Here is a 23,504-nt window from a genome sequence, read left to right as displayed (position 1 = left end):
GGCCACCGGCGTGCCGGCCGCAGCGGGGGCGGGCGCGGTGGCGGTGGCCGGCAGCGGTTGCGCGGCGACCGTGCAGCACCAGAAGGCGACGAGCGTCGTGCAGAGCGGGCGCACCCGCGCCCAGCGGGAGGAAACGGTCGCTGTCATGGAGGAAATACCTGGCGTGATCGGGCGTCTGAAGCCTGCCGGGAGCAGGCAAGACCGAGAGATTACCGTGTTTTACAGGCGCAGCGCGAGAGACCGTTTCGGAGTCCGACACCCTCGAAGCGCTGTTTTCGGCAATTTCGTCGCGAAATAATCATCGGAATTGGCTAAAGTATCGGCACGATTTGCCGCTAACTTCATGATGGGGCGGCAGGCGCGCCGCGGGGATGCGGCGGGGCCGTCCCGGCCCGATCGTTCAAAAAGGCTTGATATGTCGACACCGCTGTTCGGAAAGTTGTTTGCGCAACCCGTTGCGATCGATCCTGGGACGGCGAGTACGCAGATCTATACGCACGAGCGCGGCGTGGTGCTGAACCAGCCGTCGGTCATCTGCTTCCGCAAGGCGGGCGCGAACGACGCGCGGCCGACGCTCGAGGCCGTCGGCGAGCGTGCGAAGGCGCTGCTCGGCCGCGAACCGGGGCATCTCGAAGCCGTGCGGCCGATGCGGCACGGCGTGATCGCCGACGCGCACGCGGCCGAACAGATGATCCGCAGCTTCATCGACATGTCGCGCACGCGTTCGCGCTTCGGCCGCCGCGTCGAGGTCACGCTGTGCGTGCCGTCCGATGCGACGGCCGTCGAGCGCCGCGCGATTCGCGAGGCCGCATTCGCAGCCGGCGTGTCGGAGGTCGAACTGATCGAGGAATCGCTGGCTGCCGGGCTCGGCGCGGGCCTGCCGGTGACCGAGCCGGTCGGCTCGATGGTCATCGACATCGGCGGCGGGACGACCGAAGTCGCGGTGATCGCGCTCGGCGGCATCGTCTACCGCGAAGCGATCCGCGTCGGCGGCAGCCAGTTCGACGCGGCGATCGTGAACCATGTCCGCAACCTGTACGGCGTGCTGCTCGGCGAGCAGACGGCCGAGCACGTGAAGAAGACGATCGGCTCGGCCACCAGCGCGGTGCCGCGCACGACGACACGCGCGGTCGGGCGCGGCATCGGCGACGGCCTGCCGCGCTCGGTCGAGCTGTCCAACCACGACGTCGCGGACGCGCTGGCCGCGCCGCTCAAGCAGGTGATCGGCGCGGTGAAGTCGGTGCTGGAAAACGCGCCGGCCGAACTCGTGACCGACATCGCGAATCGCGGCGTGGTGCTGACGGGCGGCGGCGCGCTGCTCGCGGATCTCGAACGCCTGCTGTACGACGAGACGGGGGTGATCGCACGGATCGCCGACGAGCCGGCCACCTGCGCGGTGCGCGGCGCCGGCGAGGCGATGGGGCGGCTGGCGATGTGTCCGGCCGACTGACGCGGTTCGATTCGGGCCGGGCCGGGCATCACGGCGCAATGCAGCCGCTCACATTCTTTCGATCTCCATAGCGCCGGCCTGCCCTCCAGCGCAAAGCGAGTCGGTCTTCTTTCCAACAGGTCGGTAACGGGCCGGCATCGGCCGGCCGCGTGGACACGTGCGAGTGCGCCGTGCTAGCGTTACGCGCCCATGCCGGGCCGGGCCAGCCGATACGCCCGACGACCTGAGAGACCGAAAACCTTGAATTACCGAACCAAACGGGTCGCGCGGGCGAACATCTCCGCCGCGTATCCGCGCCGCTTCCAGTTGCGCGATGTCTATTCGAGCTGGCGCGAGGTTCCGGCCTACACGGTGTATGCGATGCGTCTGTGGGCGAATCCCGACGCGCGGCCGGTCTCGTTCCGGCCGATGCTTTACCTGATGAGCCTGTTTTCATAAGACGGCGCACGGAGGCAAACGCGTCCGGCGCCTGATTTTCTCCTTCCTTCGGGCTTCCTGCCGTTTCACGCCGGATGCGGCGTTCTTTCATTCTCGCCGGCCGTACGAATGTCATGGGCGCCGGACAAGCGATAACGATTCGCGTTTAAGGTTTGATGCGAGGCGGAAATGAGGCGATTGTGGCGGGTTTGTGAAAATCTGGCTTGTATTGTTTATTAAGCGGATAGTTATTATCTGCGTAAGCGATTCGCCAGAATGAAAATATTGCGCTGCAAAAATCGTGTTCCCTGAATCGAGGTCGTATATCAGCGTTTCCACGGATGCGGCGATTCCGGTGTTTTTGAGAAAGATCAAAACAAGCGGGCGAAAACACGGGATTCTGCTTCCGGGTACGCGTTGGCGGGTAAAAAATACATGCTCATTCCGCCCTTGACCCGATGGGAAAACAGCAGCAACTGGAAAATGGCGTGAGTTTGATATAGCCTTGTCTGACAAAAAGCAGGGCAGTAATCAAATCAACCAGAAAGTCGCTGCATAAAATCAGGGGCCGCCATCATGCCATTCGACTAGTTTCGCATCCGCAGTCCGGGGCTTATCAAAAATTCATCACGAATAAACCGACGTCGCATCGCGACCGCCGGCGGGCACGCTTTTGACCGCGGATTTTATGCTGCATGCCGTTCGGCGTAGCGCAATACCAATATCAAAGAAAAAATGAGGGAAAGCATGAATCTTGCGCGTTCGAAAAAAGCCGGCGAGCCGTTTCCGAGACTGCTGTTGCCGACGGGTGTTTTCCTGGCGCTGTCCGGCGCCGGCGTCGTTCCCGCCCATGCGACCTGCAGCACGGCAGGCACCACGGTGACCTGTTCCGGCGTTGCGAACCCGCTGGCTCCCAGTTACGCGAACAGCGCGAACAACCTGAACGTGACGGTCAACCCCGGCGCGAGCGTCGGCGTGCTGCTCGGCGTCGGCGGCACGGCGATGTCGCTGACCGGCAACAACAACACACTGACCAACAACGGCACGATCGATCCTTCCGCGCTCGGCTCGGGGCTCGGCGTGCTGTCGAGCGGGGCGGTGGTCGGCAATGCGTCGGCGAGCAACACGACCGTCGTCAATAACGGCACGATGAACGGCTCGACGGGGGTGGCGATCAGCGGCGTGACGGGCATGGCGCTGTCAGTGCAGAACGGCACGGGCGGTACGTCGCACATCACGAACACCGGCACGATCGGCTCCAGCCCGCTGGTCGGTGCGACCCTCATCGGCGCGGACGCGCCCGTGGTCGCTGCATACGGCGGCGGTCAGGTCGATATGTCAAACAGCGGAACGATCACCGGCCGCGTATCGTTCGGCTCGAACGGCACGCCCGGTCAGGGCAATACGTTTACCAACTCGGGCACGATCAACGGCGGCGTGTCGATGGGCGCGAACAGCACCAACACGTTCAATGCCGTGACGGGCTCGTCGGTCAACACGGCGGGCGGTACAGGCGGCGCGTTCAACATCACGGTCGGCCCGGTCACGCTCGGCGTCGCGGCGACGGGCGTCGTCGACGGCGGCGCGGGTGGCAACAACACGCTCAATCTGCAGCGGGGCGCCACCGCGAACGGTACGATCGCGGTCAACAACTATATCAACTTCAACCACCTCGACGTCAACAGCGGCAACTGGACGATCAACGGTGCGTCTACCGCGCAGGACGCGACGCTGAACGGCGGCGTCGCGATCATCGGCGCCAACGCGTCGCTCGGCACCGGCAACATCACGGGCAATGGCGGCGCGCTGCAGGCGGGCGCCGCCGGGCTTGACGTCTCCAACAACGTGACGCTCAACGGCGGCGGCTTGACGGTGCAGGGCGCGACCGGGCTCACGCTGTCGGGTACGGTGACGGGCGCAGGCGCGCTGACGAAGAACGACGGCGGCACGCTGACGCTGTCCGGTGCGAGCACGTACTCGGGCGGCACGAACCTGAATGGCGGCGGCCTGGTCGTCGGCAACAATGCATCGCTCGGCACGGGCGCGCTGAACGTCAACACGAACGCGTCGCTCGACACGAGCGCAAACGTGACGCTCAACAACGCGGTCAATCTCGCCACTGGCACGACGCTGACGATCGGCGGCAGCAACGATCTCGGGCTGGCCGGCACGATCGGCGGAGCCGGCGGCCTCGTGAAGAACGGCGCGGCGATCACCACGCTGACCGGCGCGAATACGTATACCGGCGAAACGACGATCAACAGCGGGACGCTCGCGCTGGGCGCGGGCGGCAGCCTGGCGGCGACGGGCACGGTCAACCTGACCGGCGCGGGCGCGACGTTCGACGTGAGCAACGCATCGGGCGCGCAGACGATCGGCTCGCTGGCCGGCGCGGCCGGCACGAACGTGAACCTCGGCGGCAATTCGCTGACGCTCAACGGCAGCGCCAATGCGACCTATGCCGGCACGATCGGCGGGGCGGGCAGCGTGACGCTGTCAGGCGCCGGCACGCAAACGCTGACGGGCACGAACACGTATACGGGCGGCACGAACCTGAATGGCGGCAACCTCGCCGTCGGCAGCAATACGTCGCTCGGCTTCGGCGCGGTGAACGTGAACGGTTCGTCGACGCTCGATGCGACCACCAACGTGTCGCTCACGAACGGCGTCAATATCGCGACGGGCACGACGCTGACGCTCGTCGGTAGCACCGGAATCGGCCTGGGCGGCGTGATCGCCGGCGGGGGCGGGCTCGTGAAGAACGGCGCGGCGGCGTTGACGCTGTCCGGCGCGAACACCTATACGGGCGGCACGACGCTGAACGCCGGCGGCCTGGTGCTCGGCAACGGCTCGGCGCTCGGCACCGGCGCGCTGACCGTCGGCGGCGCGGCGACGCTCGATACGAACACGAGCCTGACGATCGGCAACGCAATCGATCTCGGAACGACCACCACGCTGACGCTCGGCGGCAGCAACGCCCTCGGGTTGAGCGGCGCGATTTCCGGTGCGGGCAGCCTCGTGAAGGACGGCGCGGCGACCACCACGCTGACGGGCGCGAACACGTATACAGGCGGCACGACGATCAACGCGGGCACGCTGGCGCTGGGCGCGGGCGGCAGTCTCGCGGCAACGGGCACGGTGAATCTCGCCAACGCCGGTGCGGCGCTCGACATCAGCACGGGCGGTGCGCAGGCGATCGGTGCGCTGTCGGGCGTGGCGGGCACGAACGTGAGCCTCGGCGGCAATGTGCTGACGCTCGGCGGTACGGCCAGCGGCACCTTCAGCGGCGCGATTTCCGGCACCGGCGGCCTGACGCTGGCCGGCACCGGCACGCAGACGCTGAACGGCGCGAGCACCTATACGGGCGGCACGAACCTGAACAGCGGCAGCGTCGTGCTCGGCAACGCCGCGGCACTCGGCACCGGCGCGCTGAACGTCGGCGGCGCGGCGACGCTCGATACGAACACGAGCCTGACGGTCGGTAACGCGGTCAATCTCGGCACGGGCGCGGCGCTCACGCTCGGCGGCGGCAACGCCCTCGCGCTGAGCGGCGGGATTTCCGGCACCGGCAGCCTCGTGAAGAACGGCGCGACGACGACGACACTGACCGGCGCAAACACGTACTCGGGCACCACGACGATCAACAGCGGCACGCTCGCGCTCGGCGCGGGCGGCAGCTTCGCGTCGACCGGCGCGGTGAACCTGGCCGGCGCGGGCGCGGCGCTCGACCTGAGCGGTGCAACGGGTGCGCAGTCGCTCGGCGCGCTGTCGGGCGTCGCGGGAACGAACATCAGCCTTGGCGGCAACGCCCTGACGCTCGGCGGGACCGCCAGCGGCACGTTCGGCGGAACGATCGGCGGCGCGGGCAGCCTGACGCTGGCCGGCACCGGCACGCAGACGCTGAACAGTGCGAATACCTATACCGGCGGCACGAACCTGAACAGCGGCAGCGTCGTGCTCGGCAACGCCGCGGCACTCGGCACCGGCGCGCTGAACGTCGGCGGCGCGGCGACGCTCGATACGAACGCGAGCCTGACGGTGAGCAACGGGGTCAATCTCGGCACGGGTGCGGCGCTCACGCTGGGCGGCAGCAACGCGCTCGGGCTGAGCGGTGCGATTTCCGGCGCGGGCGCACTCGTGAAGAATGGCGCGGCGACCACCACGCTGACCGCTGCGAACACCTACACCGGCGGCACGACGATCAACGCGGGCACGCTGGCGCTCGGTGCGGGCGGCAGCCTCGCGTCGACGGGCGCGGTGAGCCTGGCCGGCGCGGGCGCGACGTTCGACGTGAGCGGTGCGACAGGCGCGCAGACGATCGGCACGCTGTCGGGCGCGGCCGGCACGAACGTGAATCTCGGCGCGAATGCGCTGACGCTGAACGGCGCCGGCACCGCATTCGGCGGAGCGATCGCCGGCACGGGCGGCGTCACGGTGGCGAGCGGCACGCAGGTGCTGACCGGCAGCAACACGTATACGGGCGGCACCACGATCGCGGCCGGCGGCACGCTGCAACTCGGCAACGGCGGCACGTCGGGCAGCATCGCCGGCAACGTCGTCGACAACGGCGCGCTGGTGTTCAATCAGTCCGGCAGCGTGACGGTTGCAAGCGTGCTGTCCGGCACCGGTTCGCTGACGCAGGCCGGCAGCGGGCAACTGACGCTGACGGGCACGAATACGCTGAGCGGCCCGACCACCGTCAGCGCCGGCACGCTCGCCGTCAACGGTTCGCTCGCCCAGTCGGCCGTGACCGTGCAGAACGGCGCGACGCTGACGGGCACGGGCACGATCGGCGGCCTCGTGGTGCAGGGCGGCGCGACGGCGGCCGCATCGCAGCCGGGCGCGGCGCTGAACGTGGCCGGCAACGTCACGTTCCAGCCGGGTTCGACGTTCCAGGTCGCGGCCACGCCGCAGCAAAGCGGCAGCGTCGCCGCGACGGGCACGGCGACGCTGAACGGCGGCACCGTGCAAGTGCTCGCGAACCAGACGGGCTATCAGCCGGGCACGACTTACACGATCCTCACCGCCTCGTCGGGCGTGCAGGGCGCATTCAACCAGGTGACTGCGAACTACGCGTTCCTGATGCCGACCCTCAGCTACGATCCGGATCACGTGTATCTGCAACTGGTCGGGAACGGCACCGCGCTGCCCGACGTCGCGACGACGCCGAACCAGCGCGCGGGCGCCCCCGCCCTCGGCGGGCTCGGTGCCGGCAACCCGCTGTACGACGCTGTGCTGACGACCGACGCGGGCACGGCGCGCCGCGCATACGGGCTGCTCGACGGCGAACTGCAGGCGAGCCTGAAGAGCATGCTGCTGCTCGACAGCCGTTATGTGCGCGACGCGGTGACCGATCGCGTCCGCCAGGGTCTCGCGCCCGGATCGGGCCCGCTCGCGGCGCTGTCGTCGGGCGGTGCCGCGCTGTGCGGCGACAACACGGCCGGCGCGGTCGACCCGACGCTGTCGTCGGAACGCCGGATCGGTTCGCGCGACGGCTGCTACGGCGGCACGCCTTACCAGCCGGTCGTCTGGGGGCAGGCGTTCGGCGGCCGCAGCCGGCTTGCCGGCGACGGCAACGCATCGACGATCAAGCGCAGCATGACGGGCTTCATCGCCGGTGCCGACATGGCGCTCAACGACAAGTGGCGTGCGGGCCTGGCCGCGGGCGTCACGCACGGCTCGCTCGACAACGACCAGAGTTCGTCGGCGTCGGTGAACAGCTACTACCTGTCGCTGTACGGCGGTGCGCAGTACGGTGCGCTCGGCGTGCGCGGCGGCGCGTCGTACACGTGGTACCGGATCAACAGCGACCGTTATCCGGGCTTCGCGGGCTTCTCCGATCACGACTCGGCCGGCTACAACGCGAATTCGGCACAGGTGTTCGGCGAAGTCGGCTACGCGCTGCCGGTCGGGCCCGTCGCGCTCGAACCGTTCGCGGGCATCGCGTACGTGAACCTGCATACCGACGGCTATACGGAAAGCGGCGGCGCGGCAGCGCTGCGCGCCGGCGGCGAGACGACCCACGTCGGCTTCTCGACGCTCGGCCTGCGCGCGGCGTCGCAGCTCGGCTCGATCGCGAGCGGCACGTTCACCGCGCGCGGGACGGTCGGCTGGCGCCACGCGTTCGGCAACGTGCGGCCGTCGGCGACGTTCGCGTTCGCGAACGGCGGCACGTCGTTTCAGGTGTCGGGCGTGCCGATTGCTCGCGACAGCGCAGTGCTCGAGGCCGGCATCGACGCGAACATCACGAAGCGCCTGACGCTCGGCCTCACGTACAGCGGCCAGTACGGCAGCGGCGTGCGCGACAACGCGGTGCTCGGCAACATCCTGTGGAAGTTCTGACCGGCGCGTAACACGCCCACGTCGGCGCCGGCCCCGGCGCCCGCTCGCGACGCCATGCGGCGACGGAAACGTCGCATGGCGTCGCGGCCGTTTCGTCGCTGCGCGCGTCCCCCGTTCTGGCCTATCCTGTGCGAAACACGCGACGCGCGCCGCGCGTTGCGCCTCGACACAGGAGCATCGATGCCGAATCACGCCGAAGCCACGACGACGCAGGCGCCGCAAGTCGCGCCTGTTGCCCCGACCCCAGTGTCGGGCCCTGCATTCATCGCACCCGAAGCCGATCCGCAGGCGCTCGCGCGCGGCAACCAGTACGTGCTGAAATCCGGCGATGCATTCGTGGTCGGCGATGCGCTCGGCGACATCGGCGGCCACGACGACGGCCTGTTCGTCGACGACATGCGCGTGCTGTCGAAATGGCGCCTGACGTTCGGCGGCCGCGCGCCGTCGCTGCTGTCGGGCGCGACGAGCGCCGACAACGCATCGTTTACCGCACACCTGACCAACCGCCCGCTGCCGCCGCTCGGCGGCCACGAGACGCCGGAGGGCGTGATCCATATCGAACGGATGCGCGTGCTCGCGGGCGACATACTGTACGAAGCGCTGACGCTGACGAACTACGGCGCGAGCGAAGCCGAGGTGCCGCTGTCGCTGTCGTTCGCGGCCGATTTCAAGGACATGTTCGAGGTGCGCGGCACGCAGCGCCCGAAGCGCGGCACGGTGGCTGCTCCGCGCGTCGACGCGGGCGCGGTGCGGCTGCGCTACGACGGCCTCGACGGCGTCGAGCGCAACGTGACCGTGCATTTCTCGCCGGCGCCCGACGCACTGTCGGTCGATCGCGCCGACTACACGCTGACGATCGCCGCGCAGGCGTGCGTGTCGATCTACCTGACCGTCGACGCGACGCTCGGCCCGGCGCACATCGAAGGGCCCGGGTGCGGCCGCGTCGCGCTGCGCACCGCGCTTGTCGGCGTGCACCGCGAGATGCGCGCGCGGCGCGAGTCGATGGCGCGCGTGAACACCGGCAATCCGCTGTTCGACGCATGGCTCGATCGTTCGCTCGCGGATCTCGGGCTGCTCACGACGCAGCTCGACACGGGGCCGTACCCGTATGCGGGCATTCCGTGGTTCTCGACGCCGTTCGGCCGCGACGCGGTGATCACGTCGCTGCAGATGCTGTGGCTGCAGCCGTCGCTCGCGCGCGGCGTGCTGCGTTTCCTGGCCGAGCATCAGGCGCGCGAGACGTCCGCGTTCCGCGACGCGGAGCCCGGCAAGATCATGCACGAGTTCCGCCGCAGCGAGATGGCCGCGACGGGCGAGGTGCCGTTCGCGCTGTACTACGGCGGCGTCGACACGACTCCGCTGTTCATCGTGCTGGCCGGCGCGTATGTCGAACGCACCGGCGACGATGCGCTGATCGACGAGCTGTGGCCCGCGCTCGAGCGCGCCGCGCAATGGGTGATCGACAAGTGCGACCGCAATCCTTACGGACTGCTCGATTATCAGCGCACGTCGGAGCGCGGCCTCGCGAACCAGGGCTGGAAGGACAGTCACGATTCGGTGTTTCATGAGGACGGCCGCTTCCCGGACGGGCCGATCGCGCTCGTCGAAGTGCAGGCCTATGCGTGCGCGGCGCTCGATGCGATGTCGGCATGCTCGCACCGGCGCGGCCACGCGGCCGACGCCACGCGCTACGCGCTGCGCGCGAAGGCACTGCGCGAGCAGGTCGACGCGCTGTTCTGGATGCCGGAAGGCGATTTCTACGGGATCGCGCTCGACGGTCATGGCGACCTGTGCCGCGTGTTCGCATCGAACGCGGGCCACCTGCTCGCGTTCGGGTTGCCCGATGCCGAGCGCGGCGCGGCGGTTGCCGGCGTGCTCGGCTCGGCGCTGTTCCAGACGGGCTGGGGCATCCGCACGCTGGCGGCCGGCCAGCCGCGTTTCAACCCGATGGCGTATCACAACGGCTCGGTGTGGCCGCACGACAATGCGCTGATCGCCCGCGGCCTCGCGCGCTACGGCGACAAGACGGCCGCGGTGAACCTGCTGCGCGCGCTGTTCGAGGCGGCGGTGAGCTTCGAGATGCGGCTTCCCGAGCTGTTCTGCGGGTTCCCGCGCCGGCGCGGCGAACCGCCGACCGCGTATCCGGTCGCGTGCCTGCCGCAAGCGTGGGCGGCCGGTGCGCCGTTCATGATGCTGCAGGCGTGCCTTGGCGTGAGCATCGATGCATCGCGCCACGAGGTGCGCGTCGAGCGCCCGACGCTGCCGGAAGGTGTCGACTGGCTGCGGATCGATGCGCTGCGCGTCGGCGACGAAACCGTGTCGCTGACGTTCCGCCGCGTCGACGGCCATGTCATCGCGTCGGCCGAGCAGCCGGGCCGCGTGAAGGTGGTCGCGGTGCTGTAGTGCGGCGACGTGCAAACGTTGCGCGATGTCGCGCCACGTTTGCACGCAGCGGCATAGAATCGTGACATGACCCTTGAACGATGGCGGAGGTAGACGATGACGACCGACAACCGGCCCGACGACGGCGAACAGAAGCTCGAGAATCTGGAGGCGGCGGTCGACCACCTGCACAAGTCGATCGAATCGCAGAGCATTGCGGTCGGCGCGGCGAAGGGCATCCTGTTCAGCCTGATCGAAACGCTCGGCGCACTGATCGGGGATCCCGACCTGCCCGAGCATGCGCGCTCAGGTTACGAAGCGCTGCGCGACAAGGCGAGCGAATTGCGCGGCGGGCTCGACCGGCATTGACGCGCGGATTGCGCCGGCGCCCGCCGCCACGGGCGGCCCCGCCGCTGCCCGATTCTGCAGACGAAGCACAAATTCCCTTGCGCTCAATGAGTTAGGCGGCCGATGCGCAGGATATCCACAAGCTTGCCAACACAATCTGTGGAGAACCGGCCGGGTGCACGGCCCGCGCCCGGCGTGCGGTTCGAATGACCTTGCGCTGCCGCATCATTGACCCGTCAAGGTCCGTAAATCGAATCCCCTTGTGTATCAATATGTTACGCGTCTGGTCTGGCGGATATCCACAGGCTTGCCAACAAAATCTGTGGACAACTCGCCATCGATTGCGTCGCAATGGTTGAGGATCCGGCCTGAACGCGATCGGCATGCGAGGCCCGTGCGTACGGGCTGCCCGATGTCTGCGTCGCGGCGGTAATTCGTGCGCGATCAAGGGCTTAGGTCCCGGGTACCCAGGATATCCACATCCTTGCCAACACTTTCTGTGGACAAGCGCAGCCGCGTTACGCGGCCTGCGCCGGGTCGGCCGCTTCGGCCGCGATCCAGTCGCGAAAGAGCGTCATCGCGGGCGTGAGCGGTTTCGACTTCAGCGACGTGAGCCAGTAGCCGCCGGCATGCACGTCGATGTCGAGCGGCCGCGCGAGCAGGCCGAGCTGCAGTTCGCGCGCGAACATGCAGGCCGGCGCGAGCGCGACACCCGCGCCCTGCATCGCGGCCTCGACCATCAGCCGCGAAGAATCGAACACCGGCCCGTTGACCGTCCACGGTTCGAGCTGCGCGGCGTCGAACCAGCCGAGCCATTCGTCGGTGCGGTACGAGCGCAGCAGCGTTTCATTCGCGAGATCCGCCGGCTGCGCGAGGCGCCGCGCGATTTCCGGCGCGCACAGCGCGGTGAGCGGCGCATCGAGCAGGCGCTCGTTGCGCGTCGCCGGCCAGTTGCCTTCACCGAAACGGATCGCGAAGTCGAGGCCCTCGGCGGCGAGGTCGACGACGTTGTTGTTGGTCCGCAGCCGCAGCTCGACGAACGGGTGCGTATCGCCGAACTGTTTCAGCCGTGGCATTAGCCAGCCTATGGCAAAGGTGCCGACGACACCGAGCGTCAGCACCTCGTGGAAACGCCCGCCGTCGAACTGCTTGAGCACCGTCTCGATGCGGCTGAACGCATCGCTCAGCACGGGCAGCAGCGCGCGCCCCTCGTCGGTGAGCCCGAGCCCGCGCGGCAGCCGCGTGAACAGCGTGCAGCCGAGCCGTTCCTCGAGCGAACGCACCTGCTGGCTGACCGCGGCCTGGGTCACGCTCAGCTCGAGGCCGGCGCGCGTGAAGTTCAGGTGGCGCGCGGACGATTCGAACGCGCGCAGCGCATTGAGCGGAAGATGAGGGCGGAGCTTAGTCATAAGATTTTCTTTTGTCAGCGCTCAATTATCGTTGCTTGTCAGGCAACCGTAAAGTCCCGATAGTGCTGTCTCGGCGGCCGGCCGTTTTCAACACCATTTCGCGTCCATTCCATCACGAGACAACCGACATGACCTACTCATCGAAACGTCGAACCCTGTTGCTGGCCGCCGCGACGGCGCCGCTCGCCCTGACCGTCGCGGCGTGCGCGTCGTCGCAGGCCGTTGCGCCGGACGAGGCCACGGACGCAGCGGCGGCTGTGGCGTCCGCTGCCGCCGCGGCGACGCTCGCCCATCTCGAACGCGACGCGGGCGGCCGTCTCGGCGTGTGCGCGATCGACACCGCAAGCGGCCGGCGCGTGGAGCATCGCGCCGCCGAACGCTTCCCGTTCTGCAGCACGTTCAAGGCGATGCTGAGTGCGGCGGTGCTCGCGCAGAGCGTCGCGCGTCCGGGATTGCTGCAACAGCGCGTGACGTACGGAAAGGCCGATCTCGTCAACTATTCGCCGGTGACGGAGAAGCATGTCGGCGCGGGCATGACGGTCGCCGAGCTGTGCGAGGCCACGATCCAGTACAGCGACAACTCGGCCGCGAACCTGCTGATGAAGCTGATCGGCGGCCCGTCGGCGGTGACCGCATATGCGCGCTCGATCGGCGACGACACGTTCCGGCTCGATCGATGGGAGACCGAACTGAATACCGCACTGCCGGGCGACCTGCGCGACACGACGACGCCGGCCGCGATGGCCGCGAGCATGCGCGTGCTGGCGCTCGGCGATGCGCTGCCGGCCGCGCAGCGTGCGCAGTTCGTCACGTGGCTGCGCGGCAACAAGGTCGGCGACAAGCGGATTCGTGCGGGCGTGCCGGCCGGGTGGACGGTCGGCGACAAGACGGGCACCGGCGACTACGGGACGACGAACGACGCGGGCGTCGTGTGGGCGCCGTCGCGTGCGCCGATCGTGCTGGCCGTGTATTACACGCAGGCGCGTGCCGATGCGCGGGCGAAGGACGATGTGATCGCCGACGTCGCGCGCGTCGTGGTTGCGGCATTCGGTTGAGCAGGGCGATGCGGCGTGCGCGACGGGATGCGCATGCACGCCGTGCCGCAGTCGTGACCCGCGCGATCAAACGTTGTGCGATCAACGACTTAGCTCGCGCATGCTCAGGATATCCACATGCTTGCCAACAAAAATTGTGGACAAGCTCGCGGGCGGCCGCGTTCGTCGTGACGCGCGCCGTCGTGCCGCGTTTGAAGCGGCGCGGACAAAGTCTTACGGATCAAGCGGTTGGCCTCGGTATGCGCAGGCTATCCACATGCTTGCCAACAAAATCTGTGGACAAGCGGGTACGCCGGCGCGGCAGGCTGCCCGTCACGCGTCGAGGCGATGCACGAGCGGCGATTTGCCGGCCGCGTGCCGTATTCGAAGCGGCGCGGACAAAGTCTTATGGATCAAGCGCTTGGTTGCGGTATGCGCAGGCTATCCACATGCTTGCCAACAAAATCTGTGGACAAGCCCGCGCGTCCGCTGTCGCGGCGTTCAGCCTTGCCGATCGTCGACGGCGGGCCAGCGCGCGAACGCGAACATCCACAACATGATGAAGTTCAGGACCGGGACGAACATCGCCAGGATCCACCAGCCCGAATGCCCGGTGCGCCGGACGATGCGGACATACGGATAGACGACGACAGCGACGAGCACGAGCGAGACGAGCAACTGCCACGCGGTGAAGTGTTCCATGGCCTTCCTCGGAGTGATGTGTCGTGGTGCGGCGCCGGCGGAACGGCCGGCACGTTGCGCCGACGCGCGAAGCCGGCGATGCGCGGCTGCGTGCGGCTCGCGTGATCTTGACGCTTGGCATGCGCGGGCGTCAAGGCGCGGGCGGTGCGTTGCTGTCGCGCCGGATCCTTCCGTATTCGTTCATGCTCGCGCCGCATGTTGCCGAAATGACGACGCAGCGCATGAACCGTTGGCCGATCAACGGGTTAGCGCATGCTTGCGCAGGATATCCACAAGCTTGCCAACAAAATCTGTGGGTAAGTGGCGCGGCACGCACGCGAAGATTGCGTTGTGCATCGCCGTGGCGTCGTGATGCGAAGTGCGGCGAAGCGGTGCGCGCGCAGGCCATCGCACGCGCCTCGTCTGCATCACGCGTGCCAAAGTCCATCGGATCAAGGGTTTAGCGTTGCGGTGCGCAGGATATCCACAAGCTTGCCAACATTTTCTGTGGAGAACTGCGCGTTCGCGATCGGCGGGCACGATACCAGCCGATGCCACGGGTTGCCTCGATTCGCGCGGGAGCTCACGCGGTGCAAATACCGGCCACGCCGACTTTCTGGAACAGGTGCGGGCTGGCGACGGCGGATGACGGATAGGCCGAGAGCTTGGCGACGAACTCGGGGTGCGTGAAGGCCGCGCGAAACGCGTGCGTCGATTCCCAGATCGCGTAGTTCAGGTAAGTCGGACTGTCGCCGAGCGCGCGATGAAGCTGCGTCGAGATGAATCCCGGCTGCCGCTTCATGAATTCGGCATCGTCCTTCCACACGGCCAGAAAGTCCGCTTCGTCCGCGGGATCCAGCGTGAACACGTTGACGAGGACGACGGCCTCCGCGTCGATGGCGATCTGTTGCTGGATCGGAAAGGCCGGATCCATCGGCTTGAACTGAGGCATGGGAACTCCTGTGGGTTGTGGGTCAATCGAGCGGTCACGCGTGGCCATCCTGGCCATGCGCGACGGACATCGCCGACAGCACGCGAATCGCCGCATCCAGGTCGGCCGAACTGAACTCGCCGGCGATGTCGCGAACGTGCTGTTGCCATTGCCCGACCACGGCCTGATAGGCCGCATCTCCGCGAGGGGTCAGCGCATACAGCGGCGAGCGCTTGTGCGCCGGGTTCGGCAGCGACCGGACCAGCCCTTCGTCGACCAGCACGTTGATCTGTTTCAGCACGGCCTGCCGGGTGATGCCCATCGCGTCGGCGATCTGCGGGATGTTCGGGGCTTCCGGCGCCATCGAGATCGCGCCCAGTACTTGCCAGCGCGCACTGGTCAAGCCGTGCGGCCCGGCAAAGGCGTTGCCCCATTCGATCAGCAGGCCGTTCAAGCGGAATACGGACAGCGCGACGGCGGTCAACTTTTCGGATTTCGTCATATTCGATCCGCGGGATGAATTGACAACTACTTTACGTAAACGACAACTGGTTGTCGAATATGCGTATATTCGCGACCGCATGGCGCATTTGCCGCGCACGCGTGACAAATCCTTTCCGATCAATGGCTTGGTGCCGTTAGTGGAAGGTTGTCCACAAGCTTGCCAACATAATCTGTGGAAAAGCCGCCCGTCACGCGTGCATCAGACTGGTGCAGGGAAGCGCACCGTGACGGTCAGCCCGCGCCCGCCGCGCGTGGTGCCGAGCGCGACCGTCGCGCGATGCTGTTCGGCGATCCGCTTGACGATCGACAGCCCGAGCCCGCTGCCCGACGACGTGGCCGCCTGCGCGCCCTCGCCGCGATAGAAGCGTTCCCACACATCGGTGTGCTCGGCTTCCGGGATTCCGGGGCCGTCGTCGGCGACTTCGAGCACGGGCGTCGTGCCGTCGATGCGAGCGGACACGTCGACGCGCGCGCCGTCGCCCGCATAGCGGATCGCATTGTCGACGAGGTTGTTCAGCAGCACGCGCAGCGTGTCGGTATTGCCCGCGGCGATCACGGGTGCTGCGACGATCGCGCCGAGATCGATCCGGTGCGCGTCGGCGACGCGCGCGCGGTCCGCGACCACCGACCGGCACAGCGCGGCGAGATCGACGGGCGCTGACGCGGACGTGGCCGCTTGCGCATCGGGTTCGAGGCGCGCGAGCGTCAGCAGCTGTTCGGCGAGGTGGCCGAGGCGAGTCGTGCCCGCATGGATCTGCGCGAGGATACGCTCGCGCTCGTCGGCGGTCGCCGCGCGCCGCAGCAATTGCGACTGGATCGACAGCCCCATGATCGGCGTGCGCAACTCGTGCGCGGCATCGGCGATGAAGTGCCGCTGCAGCGTGAACGAGCGGTCGAGCCGCGCGAGCAGGTCGTTGATCGCTTCGGCGAGCGGCCGGACCTCGTTCGGCATCGATGCGACATCGACCGGTTCGAGATTGTTCGCATTCCTTCGCTTCAGGCCGGAGGCGATCGTGCGCAGCGGCCGCAGCCCCGCGCCGATGCCGAACCACAGGCCGATCGCCAGCACCGGCAGCATCGAGAACACCGGCCACAGCAGGTGCACGGCGATGCCCGCAATCGCTTCCCATCGCGCGTGACGCGCCTGCGCGAGCCGGATCGTCGTGCCGCCGCGCTCGGTCACGTAGGTGCGCCACGGCTGGCCGCCGACATCGATGCTCGCGATGCCCGTCTGCGCGGGCGGCGGCAGCTTCGAATCGCGGTCGGTCGAATACACGAGCGTGCCGTTGCGCCAGACCTGCAGCAGCACGGCATCGGGATCGCTGGCCTCGAAACCGTGCTTGCCGTTGGTGCGGTTGCTGAACGACAGCTCGCCGTTCGGGCCGACGACGATCTGCTTCGACATGCTGCGCATCTGGTCGTCGAGCAGGTCGTCGAGTTCGCGCAGCGCGCCCCAGTAGGTGCCCGCGCTCGCGACCAGGCCGATCACGCACGCGGCCGGCAGCAGCCACATCAGCAGGCGCCGCCGCAGCGACGCGCTGCGCCAGCGCTCGATCGCGCGTTGCACGCGCATCATGCGCCGTCACCGATCCGGTAGCCTACGCCGCGCACCGTGCGGATCATGTCGTGGCCGAGCTTCTTGCGCAGGTTGTGGATGTGTACCTGCACCGCGTTGCTTTCGATTTCCTCGCCCCAGCTGTACAGCCGCTCCTCGAACTGCTCGCGCGAAATCACCGCGCCCGGCTCGCGCATCAGCTCGTGCAGCAGCACGAACTCCTTCGGCGACAGCGGCACTTCTTCGTCGTCGAGCCAGACGAGGTGCTTGACGGGATCGAGCCGCAGCGGGCCGATCGCGAGCGTCGTCTGCGCGCGGCCCGCATGGCGGCGGTTGACCGCGCGGATGCGGGCGAGCAGTTCGTCGAGCGCGAACGGCTTGACGAGATAGTCGTCCGCGCCGCTGTCGAGGCCCGCGATGCGGTCCGGCACGCCGTCGCGCGCGGTGATGATGATCGCGGGCAGGGTTTCGTCGCGGCGGCGCAGCGCGGCGAGCACCGACAGGCCGTCGCGGTTCGGCAGCCCGAGATCGAGCAGCAGCAGGCCGTAGCCGGTCGAGCGCAGCGCGAGCGACGCGGCGTCGCCGTCCTTCACCCAGTCGACCGCGAAGCCTTCCTGTTTGAGGCCCTGTTCGAGCCCGCTGCCGATCAGCGGATCGTCCTCGACGAGCAGTACGCGCATGGATTCGTGTCTCTTCAGCAGGGCGCCGCGGCGCCCGGGGTTCCCATGATAAGCGTACGCATCTTAGGCCGAGCTTAAATGCGGGCGCCGCGTGGCGGGCTTTCGACCCCGCCCGATGCGGCACCGTGTCGCCTCGGCGCGACCTTCAGGTTTGCTTAATCTTACGGTCCGTAATCTGGTGCCGTCGCGTTCAACGGGGCGCGGCGTCACATCGAAGAAGAGGAACGACATCATGAAACACCTGGCCAGAATCCTGACGGTCGCGCTCGCCACGCTGCCTGCCGCCGTCTACGCGCAATACACGGGGCCGTCCGCGCTGACCACGACGACCGTGAAGGAGCTGCTCGCGAACGGCAAGGACGATCAGCACGTGCAATTGCAGGGCCGCATCGTCAAGCATGCCGGCGGCGAGGACTACGAGTTCGCCGACGCGACCGGCACGATCCGCGTCGAGATCGACAACAAGCTGTGGGCGGCCGGCCAGCCCGTCAGCGACAAGAGCGAAGTGAAGCTGACCGGCGAATTCGAGCGCAAGTGGTCGGGCAAGGTGAAGGTCGACGCCGACCACGTCGAAGTGCTGCGCTGACCGGTGCGCGTGGGGCCGGTGATACCATGAACGACCGGTTCCCGTTCTCACCAAGATGGCCGCCAATTTCGACGAACTCGCGTCCCGGATCCGGGCGCAATTTTCCGAGCTGAGCCCGCAATTCCAGGCGGGCGCCGCATTCCTGCTCGATCATCCCGACGAGGTCGCCACCGCGTCGATGCGCAAGGTCGCGCAGCGTGCGCAGGTGCAGCCTGCGTCGCTCGTGCGGCTCGCGCAGCAATTCGGTTTCCCCGGCTGGAACGAGCTGCGCGACCTGTGCGTCGCGCGCGTGCGCACGCGCCCCGAGCCGCTCACGCAGCGTGCGCGCTCGCTCGTGCGGCCCGATGCGAAGGCGTCGCTCGCGCACGACCTGCTCGCCGCGCAGCAGCACAACCTGTCGGCCACCGCCGCGCAGAACGAGCACGCGCTCGCGGATGCAGCCAGGCTGATTCGCAAGGCGGCGCACGTGCACGTCGCGGGGTTCCGCTCGTGCTATCCGGTCGCGTTCGGGTTCGTGTACGGCTACCGGCTGTTTCGTCCGACCGTGTCGCTGCTCAACGGCGTCGCCGGTTCGCTCGAAATGGAGCTGCGGACGATCGCGAAGCAGAGCGTGACCGTGGTCGTCAGCTTCGCGCCGTATTCGGCGGAAGCGACGCGCGTCGCGCAGGCCGCGAAGGCGCAGGGCAGCCGGATCGTCGCGATCACCGACAGCGCGGTGTCGCCGATCGCGCTGCACGCGGACGCGCAACTGATCTTCACGCACGACAGCCCTTCGTTCTTTCCGTCGCTGGTGGCCGCGCATGCGATGGCCGAGGCACTGGTCGCGCAGTTGCTCGCGCTCGAAGGCAGCGATGCGATCGCGGCGCTCGAGCGCACCGAAGCCGAATTGCACGCGAAGGGCGCTTACGTCGTCTGACGCGGCACGTGCGGCTTCGGCCGTCCGTCATTCACGGTTCAACCCGACTTCAACCCGACGCAACCGATGACGTTCACATACGAGGTGACGGACGCGGGCGATGCGAACGCGCGCAAGCAGATCGTCGCGCCGCTCGTCCGCTTCAACGAAAGCCAGGCCGGCCCGGCCGACTTCCGTCCGCTGGCCGTGCTCGTGACCGATGCGCAAGGCGCGGTGGTCGGCGGCCTGTGGGGCGGCACGGCGTTCGGCTGGCTGCACGTCGACCTGCTCGTGGTGCCGGAGGAAGCGCGCGGTCAGGGCGCAGGCACGCGCATCATGGATCTGGCCGAAGCGGAGGCCGTCGCACGCGGATGTCACAGTGCATGGCTCGATACGTTCGACTTCCAGGCGCGGCCTTTCTACGAGAAGCGCGGCTATGTCCGCTTCGGCGAGCTGCCGGATTATCCGGTGGGGCACACGCGGGTTTTCCTGACGAAGAAACTCGCGGGTTGAACGGCGGTACCTGCCCGCTTGCTGCCGGCTGCTTGATACCGGCGCGCCGCCGACTTTTTCCTGCCGCACGGCGACATTTCGGCCATCGCTGAAACGTCGCGCGCACGGCCGGCGTAAGCTCACCCGTCAACACCTTCCGGGAGTCCGCGATGACCCGTTCCGACCTCCAGGCCCGCCAAGCCGAAATGTTCCGCACGCTGCACACGCGCCCCGGCGCCTTCATCATCCCGAACCCGTGGGACGCCGGCACCGCCCGCTTGCTCGCGATGGCCGGTTTCGAGGCGCTCGCCACCACGAGTGCCGGCTACGCATTTTCGAAAGGGCAGCCCGACAACGCGATCGACCGCGACGCGATGCTCGATCACATCGCCGATCTCGTCGCCGCGGGCGGCCTGCCGGTGAGCGCCGATCTCGAGAACGGTTTCGGCGACGCGCCCGACACGGTGGCCGAAACGATCCGGCTGGCGGCCGAGGCCGGCGCGGTCGGCGGCTCGATCGAGGATGCGACGGGCCGCGCCGATGCGCCGATCTACGCGCGCGACGCGGCAGTCGAGCGCATCGCGGCGGCCGTCGACGCGGCGCGCGCGCTGCCGTTTCCGTTTACGCTGACCGCGCGTTGCGAAAACTACCTGCACGGCCGTCGCGACCTCGCCGACACGATCGCGCGGCTCGTCGCCTATCGCGACGCGGGCGCCGACGTGCTGTATGCGCCGGGCATCACCGACGCCGCCGAGATCGCGGCGGTGACGCAGGCGGTCGGCGCGCCCGTCAACGTCGTGATGGGGCTGCAGGGCGGGTTGCTGAGCCTCGACGAGCTGGCGGCGCTCGGCGTGAAGCGCGTCAGCGTCGGCGGCGCGCTGGCGCGGGCCGCGCTCGGCGCGTTCCTGCGCGCCGCGACGGAGATGGCGCGCGACGGCACGTTCACGTTCACCCAGGCGGCCGTGCCGGGGCGCGATATCAATCGCTGGTTTGCGGCACCCGATAATTCACCGGTTTCATTCGGGGAATGATCACAAATAAAACGTGGGATCGTTTCCAGTCGAAGCATTGATTGACAATAATCAACCGATTTCGCGTCGGGTTTAAACGCCGATGACGACGCGAAAATCATCGTTTATTCTCCGCATTCCGCCGGTTCGACCGGATTTAGCGCGCAAACCGCGCCGAATCTAGCGGTCAGCCTTCCACGGCGCGCGCCGATACCGCGCATTGTTGCATTTTTACAATCAGCGAATTTTCGTGCGCGGGAGTTGCCGTTTATTTTTTTGATTGTTAATCTGCGGCAAATTCAAACGACCGGTTGTGCGGGTCGCCGGAATATCAATATATTCAATATATAAAAAATCGAGAGAGCGATGACGATCCGAGAAAATCAGCGCGTCAGGTTTCGCGTCGGCGATGTCGTGACGCTGAAGACGGGTGGGCCGCGCATGACCGTCACCTATGCCGGGCCGGTCGTGTTCGACGACGCCGACTGGCTCATCTGCCAGTGGTTCGACGAAAATGGCGAGTTCCGGCAGGAAATGTTCCATCACGACACGGTGGCGCTCGAGCCGCGCGCGATTTCGGCCGGGCGTGTCCGGATGCGCATGCAGTCGCAACGCTACCGGTCGGCTGCCTGAAGCCGGCCTGCCGTTGCGATGCTGCAATGTGTGCGATGCATGCGATACGCAGCGCCGACGCGACGACATTTCACGCGAACCCGAAACATGCGGCAGCGCGCTGCGCCGATACTGCTCGCATGAACCCGAACCCGACCGATCCCATTGCCGCGGTGACGCACCGCGATCCCTATCCCTACTATGCGGCGCTCGTCGACGGGCCGCCGCTCGCGTTCGACGCCGCGCTCGGCCTGTGGGTCGCGAGCCGCGCGGCGACCGTGACGGCCGTGCTCGGCCATCCGGCCTGCCGCGTGCGTCCGCTGGACGCGCCCGTGCCGCCCGCGTTGCGCGGCACGACGGCCGGCGCGCTGTTCGGCGAACTGGTGCGCATGAACGACGGCGCGTTGCGGCACGACGTGCCGAAGCAGGCGCTGCGCACGGCATTCGCGCCGATCGACACCGGTGCGCTGCGTGACCGTGCCGCGCAGCTTGCCGCGCGGCGGCTGCCGGCGCCGGGCGATGCCGACGCGCTGAATGCGTGGTGCATGACGGTGCCGGTCTGCGCGGTCGCCGATCTGCTCGGCTTCGACGAGACGCAGCTCGACGACATCGCGGCGCGGGTCGTCGACTTCGTCGCCGCGCTGTCGCCGCTGTCGGACGCGGCCGCGCTGGCCCGCGCGAGCGACGGCGCGCGGCAACTGCTCGAGCGGATGACCGAGCGCGTCGCACAGACGCACGCGCACGACGGCACGCTCGTCGCTGCGGTGCAGCAGGCGGCCCGCGCGTCGGGCTGGCAGGCGAGCGGCGCGCTGGTCGCGAATCTTGTCGGCTTGCTGTCGCAGACCTGCGAGGCGACGGCCGCGTGGCTCGGCAACACGCTGGCGGCATGGAGCGGGGAAGCGGAAGCCGCGCGCGACGCACCGGACGACGCCGCGCTCGACGCTTTCGTCGCCGAAGTCGGGCGCTTCGATGCGCCGGTGCAGAATACGCGCCGCTTCGTCGCGTCGCGCGCGACGATCGAGGGCGTGACCGTCGAAGCCGGCGACGCGATCCTCGTCGTGCTCGCCGCGGCGAACCGCGACCCGGCCGTGCATCGCGATCCGCACCGGCTGATGCCCGCCCGCGCCGCCGGACCGAATTTCGGCTTCGGCACGGGGCCGCATGGGTGCCCGGGCGAGCGGATCGCGCGGGCGGTGACGGCGGGGGCGTTCGCGGCGTGGTTGCGCGCGGGCGGCTGGCCGCCGCGCGACGGGCTGACGTGGAATTACCGCGCGTCGACCAACGTCAGAATGCCGAAGTTCGACGCGGCACGGTGAAGGGAAAAGAGGGACTTAGCGGCAGCCTTGCTTCTCCGCCCATTGCTCCTGGGCGGCGACGCGGCGCTGCACGCGTTCGACGAGGCCGGTCGAGAAGGTCCGCATGCTGATGCCGCGGCGCTTCGCGAGGATCGTTTGCGCGACATCGGTGCGCGGGTTCGGCTGGCACGCCCAGTACAGCGTCATCAGCCAGCCGATGCCGGTCCACCCGAACAGCGCGTTGAACATCGCGATCGTCAGCTTGTCGTGCCGGCCGCGCCGGTCGGCGATGACGGCCGGCAGGAAATAGAGCGCGATCGCGACGACCGAACCGGCCACTTGAATCAGGACTGCATCATTCATTGTGCTGCTCCGTCCGAACTGCAATGTGGCTGATTGTCGCGCTTTTTCCGTTTGTGTGCCGGCAATTGATTGTTGCGTTTTTAATGACGATCAGCGGGCGTCGGCGTCCGCCGGCTGCAGTTCGTTGCTCAACGCGAAACCTTCGTCGAGCCAGCCCGTCACGCCGCCGATCATCAGCTTGACGGGGCGGCCGAGGCGCGCGAGTTCGATCGCCGCGCGCGCGGCGCCGTTGCAGTGCGGGCCCGCGCAGTAGACGACGAACAGCGTGCCGGCCGGATAACCGGCGAGCTTGCCCGCGACGATCTTGCGACGCGGCAGGTTGCGTGCGCCGGGCACGTGGCCGGCGGCGAACTGGTCGGGGCCGCGTACGTCGAGCAGCACGAAATCGGGCGCGCCGGACGCGAGCGCGTCGTGCACGTCCCAGCAATCGGTCTCGAATCGCAGCGATGCCTCGAAATGCGCGAGGGCGGCGGGGCTGTCGGCGGCGGGCACGTCGGTGACGAAGGACATGGGCAGGC

The 23,504-nt window shown here is 68.0% G+C and carries 19 protein-coding genes and 1 pseudogene; 12 read left to right on the top strand and 8 right to left on the bottom strand.

What is annotated here, in order from left to right:
• Positions 1 to 415: 415 nt before the first annotated feature.
• From ACPUER_RS28530 to ACPUER_RS28510, 5 genes and pseudogenes are all read left to right on the top strand, one after another.
• The gene (locus ACPUER_RS28530) at positions 416 to 1,450 is read left to right on the top strand and encodes a rod shape-determining protein (protein ID WP_175959639.1); all 1,035 of its coding nucleotides are present in this window, start codon (positions 416 to 418) and stop codon (positions 1,448 to 1,450) included.
• Between the two features lie 261 nt (positions 1,451 to 1,711).
• Positions 1,712 to 1,888 (top strand): annotated as a pseudogene (locus ACPUER_RS28525) (YdcF family protein); the annotation flags it as partial.
• Between the two features lie 726 nt (positions 1,889 to 2,614).
• A complete protein-coding gene (locus ACPUER_RS28520; protein WP_425132724.1) occupies positions 2,615 to 8,209 on the top strand; it encodes an autotransporter domain-containing protein in 5,595 nt (1,864 codons plus the stop codon).
• A 180-nt stretch (positions 8,210 to 8,389) separates the two neighbouring features.
• Positions 8,390 to 10,612 (top strand): amylo-alpha-1,6-glucosidase, encoded by a 2,223-nt coding sequence (locus ACPUER_RS28515; RefSeq protein WP_175959636.1) that lies wholly within the window; start codon positions 8,390 to 8,392, stop codon positions 10,610 to 10,612.
• Positions 10,613 to 10,708: 96 nt separating this feature from the next.
• Positions 10,709 to 10,960, top strand: coding sequence for a hypothetical protein (locus ACPUER_RS28510; RefSeq protein ID WP_034180596.1), 252 nt, complete (start codon positions 10,709 to 10,711; stop codon positions 10,958 to 10,960).
• 497 nt (positions 10,961 to 11,457) lie between these two features.
• On the opposite strand, the gene penR is transcribed toward ACPUER_RS28510, so the two are convergent.
• On the bottom strand, positions 11,458 to 12,348 hold the full coding sequence (gene penR / locus ACPUER_RS28505) for a beta-lactamase transcriptional regulator PenR (protein WP_310132650.1): 891 nt from the start codon (positions 12,346 to 12,348) through the stop codon (positions 11,458 to 11,460).
• Between the two features lie 128 nt (positions 12,349 to 12,476).
• On the opposite strand from penR, the gene blaPEN-bcc reads away from it, so the two are divergent.
• Positions 12,477 to 13,403 (top strand): PEN family class A beta-lactamase, Bcc-type, encoded by a 927-nt coding sequence (gene blaPEN-bcc / locus ACPUER_RS28500; RefSeq protein ID WP_425132723.1) that lies wholly within the window; start codon positions 12,477 to 12,479, stop codon positions 13,401 to 13,403.
• Positions 13,404 to 13,883: 480 nt separating this feature from the next.
• Here blaPEN-bcc and ACPUER_RS28495 read toward each other — a convergent pair whose 3' ends face one another.
• From ACPUER_RS28495 to ACPUER_RS28475, 5 genes are all read right to left on the bottom strand, one after another.
• Entirely contained in the window at positions 13,884 to 14,084 is a 201-nt protein-coding gene (locus ACPUER_RS28495) for a hypothetical protein (protein WP_425132722.1), read from the bottom strand.
• A gap of 562 nt (positions 14,085 to 14,646) precedes the next feature.
• Positions 14,647 to 15,015 carry an antibiotic biosynthesis monooxygenase family protein gene (locus tag ACPUER_RS28490; protein WP_425132721.1) on the bottom strand — a complete coding sequence of 123 codons (369 nt, stop codon included), beginning with the start codon at positions 15,013 to 15,015 and terminating at the stop codon, positions 14,647 to 14,649.
• A 34-nt stretch (positions 15,016 to 15,049) separates the two neighbouring features.
• Positions 15,050 to 15,496: a MarR family winged helix-turn-helix transcriptional regulator gene (locus ACPUER_RS28485; RefSeq protein ID WP_425132720.1), complete on the bottom strand. Its 447-nt coding sequence runs from the start codon at positions 15,494 to 15,496 to the stop codon at positions 15,050 to 15,052.
• 201 nt (positions 15,497 to 15,697) lie between these two features.
• The gene (locus ACPUER_RS28480) at positions 15,698 to 17,074 is read right to left on the bottom strand and encodes an ATP-binding protein (RefSeq protein ID WP_425132719.1); all 1,377 of its coding nucleotides are present in this window, start codon (positions 17,072 to 17,074) and stop codon (positions 15,698 to 15,700) included.
• Positions 17,071 to 17,733, bottom strand: coding sequence for a response regulator (locus tag ACPUER_RS28475; RefSeq protein ID WP_175959630.1), 663 nt, complete (start codon positions 17,731 to 17,733; stop codon positions 17,071 to 17,073). The genes ACPUER_RS28480 and ACPUER_RS28475 overlap by 4 nt, the downstream gene beginning before the upstream one ends.
• A gap of 232 nt (positions 17,734 to 17,965) precedes the next feature.
• Between ACPUER_RS28475 and ACPUER_RS28470 the strand changes: the two genes are divergently transcribed.
• The 6 genes from ACPUER_RS28470 (at position 17,966) to ACPUER_RS28445 (ending at position 22,644) form a co-directional block, all read left to right on the top strand.
• Positions 17,966 to 18,319, top strand: coding sequence for a NirD/YgiW/YdeI family stress tolerance protein (locus tag ACPUER_RS28470; RefSeq protein WP_072444273.1), 354 nt, complete (start codon positions 17,966 to 17,968; stop codon positions 18,317 to 18,319).
• 55 nt (positions 18,320 to 18,374) lie between these two features.
• Entirely contained in the window at positions 18,375 to 19,235 is an 861-nt protein-coding gene (locus ACPUER_RS28465) for a MurR/RpiR family transcriptional regulator (protein WP_072444271.1), read from the top strand.
• A gap of 66 nt (positions 19,236 to 19,301) precedes the next feature.
• A complete protein-coding gene (locus ACPUER_RS28460) occupies positions 19,302 to 19,727 on the top strand; it encodes a GNAT family N-acetyltransferase (RefSeq protein WP_072444269.1) in 426 nt (141 codons plus the stop codon).
• 149 nt (positions 19,728 to 19,876) lie between these two features.
• Positions 19,877 to 20,737, top strand: a complete 861-nt coding sequence (locus ACPUER_RS28455) for an isocitrate lyase/PEP mutase family protein (protein WP_425132718.1) — start codon at positions 19,877 to 19,879, stop codon at positions 20,735 to 20,737.
• A 345-nt stretch (positions 20,738 to 21,082) separates the two neighbouring features.
• Positions 21,083 to 21,349 (top strand): YodC family protein, encoded by a 267-nt coding sequence (locus ACPUER_RS28450; RefSeq protein ID WP_175959627.1) that lies wholly within the window; start codon positions 21,083 to 21,085, stop codon positions 21,347 to 21,349.
• 119 nt (positions 21,350 to 21,468) lie between these two features.
• Positions 21,469 to 22,644 (top strand): cytochrome P450, encoded by a 1,176-nt coding sequence (locus ACPUER_RS28445; RefSeq protein ID WP_310132673.1) that lies wholly within the window; start codon positions 21,469 to 21,471, stop codon positions 22,642 to 22,644.
• 15 nt (positions 22,645 to 22,659) lie between these two features.
• Here ACPUER_RS28445 and ACPUER_RS28440 read toward each other — a convergent pair whose 3' ends face one another.
• Together ACPUER_RS28440 and ACPUER_RS28435 are read right to left on the bottom strand one after the other, a co-directional pair.
• Positions 22,660 to 22,986 carry a superinfection immunity protein gene (locus tag ACPUER_RS28440; protein WP_034180582.1) on the bottom strand — a complete coding sequence of 109 codons (327 nt, stop codon included), beginning with the start codon at positions 22,984 to 22,986 and terminating at the stop codon, positions 22,660 to 22,662.
• Between the two features lie 90 nt (positions 22,987 to 23,076).
• On the bottom strand, positions 23,077 to 23,496 hold the full coding sequence (locus tag ACPUER_RS28435; RefSeq protein ID WP_175959625.1) for a rhodanese-like domain-containing protein: 420 nt from the start codon (positions 23,494 to 23,496) through the stop codon (positions 23,077 to 23,079).
• Positions 23,497 to 23,504: the final 8 nt, after the last annotated feature.

Source organism: Burkholderia sp. DN3021, from assembly GCF_049805555.1.
Classification (GTDB): Bacteria; Pseudomonadota; Gammaproteobacteria; order Burkholderiales; family Burkholderiaceae; genus Burkholderia; species Burkholderia pyrrocinia_C.
Note: the sequence above shows the minus strand (reverse complement) of the source record. Positions and strands in the feature narration are given on the sequence as shown.

Excerpts from the sequence above, each read along its gene's own strand:
- ACPUER_RS28530 (WP_175959639.1), top strand. The coding sequence starts at position 416 with ATGTCGACACCGCTGTTCGGAAAGTTGTTTGCGCAACCCGTTGCGATC.
- ACPUER_RS28520 (WP_425132724.1), top strand. The coding sequence starts at position 2,615 with ATGAATCTTGCGCGTTCGAAAAAAGCCGGCGAGCCGTTTCCGAGACTG.
- ACPUER_RS28515 (WP_175959636.1), top strand. The coding sequence starts at position 8,390 with ATGCCGAATCACGCCGAAGCCACGACGACGCAGGCGCCGCAAGTCGCG.
- ACPUER_RS28510 (WP_034180596.1), top strand. The coding sequence starts at position 10,709 with ATGACGACCGACAACCGGCCCGACGACGGCGAACAGAAGCTCGAGAAT.
- penR (WP_310132650.1), bottom strand. The coding sequence starts at position 12,348 with ATGACTAAGCTCCGCCCTCATCTTCCGCTCAATGCGCTGCGCGCGTTC.
- blaPEN-bcc (WP_425132723.1), top strand. The coding sequence starts at position 12,477 with ATGACCTACTCATCGAAACGTCGAACCCTGTTGCTGGCCGCCGCGACG.
- ACPUER_RS28495 (WP_425132722.1), bottom strand. The coding sequence starts at position 14,084 with ATGGAACACTTCACCGCGTGGCAGTTGCTCGTCTCGCTCGTGCTCGTC.
- ACPUER_RS28490 (WP_425132721.1), bottom strand. The coding sequence starts at position 15,015 with ATGCCTCAGTTCAAGCCGATGGATCCGGCCTTTCCGATCCAGCAACAG.
- ACPUER_RS28485 (WP_425132720.1), bottom strand. The coding sequence starts at position 15,496 with ATGACGAAATCCGAAAAGTTGACCGCCGTCGCGCTGTCCGTATTCCGC.
- ACPUER_RS28480 (WP_425132719.1), bottom strand. The coding sequence starts at position 17,074 with ATGATGCGCGTGCAACGCGCGATCGAGCGCTGGCGCAGCGCGTCGCTG.
- ACPUER_RS28475 (WP_175959630.1), bottom strand. The coding sequence starts at position 17,733 with ATGCGCGTACTGCTCGTCGAGGACGATCCGCTGATCGGCAGCGGGCTC.
- ACPUER_RS28470 (WP_072444273.1), top strand. The coding sequence starts at position 17,966 with ATGAAACACCTGGCCAGAATCCTGACGGTCGCGCTCGCCACGCTGCCT.
- ACPUER_RS28465 (WP_072444271.1), top strand. The coding sequence starts at position 18,375 with ATGGCCGCCAATTTCGACGAACTCGCGTCCCGGATCCGGGCGCAATTT.
- ACPUER_RS28460 (WP_072444269.1), top strand. The coding sequence starts at position 19,302 with ATGACGTTCACATACGAGGTGACGGACGCGGGCGATGCGAACGCGCGC.
- ACPUER_RS28455 (WP_425132718.1), top strand. The coding sequence starts at position 19,877 with ATGACCCGTTCCGACCTCCAGGCCCGCCAAGCCGAAATGTTCCGCACG.
- ACPUER_RS28450 (WP_175959627.1), top strand. The coding sequence starts at position 21,083 with ATGACGATCCGAGAAAATCAGCGCGTCAGGTTTCGCGTCGGCGATGTC.
- ACPUER_RS28445 (WP_310132673.1), top strand. The coding sequence starts at position 21,469 with ATGAACCCGAACCCGACCGATCCCATTGCCGCGGTGACGCACCGCGAT.
- ACPUER_RS28440 (WP_034180582.1), bottom strand. The coding sequence starts at position 22,986 with ATGAATGATGCAGTCCTGATTCAAGTGGCCGGTTCGGTCGTCGCGATC.
- ACPUER_RS28435 (WP_175959625.1), bottom strand. The coding sequence starts at position 23,496 with ATGTCCTTCGTCACCGACGTGCCCGCCGCCGACAGCCCCGCCGCCCTC.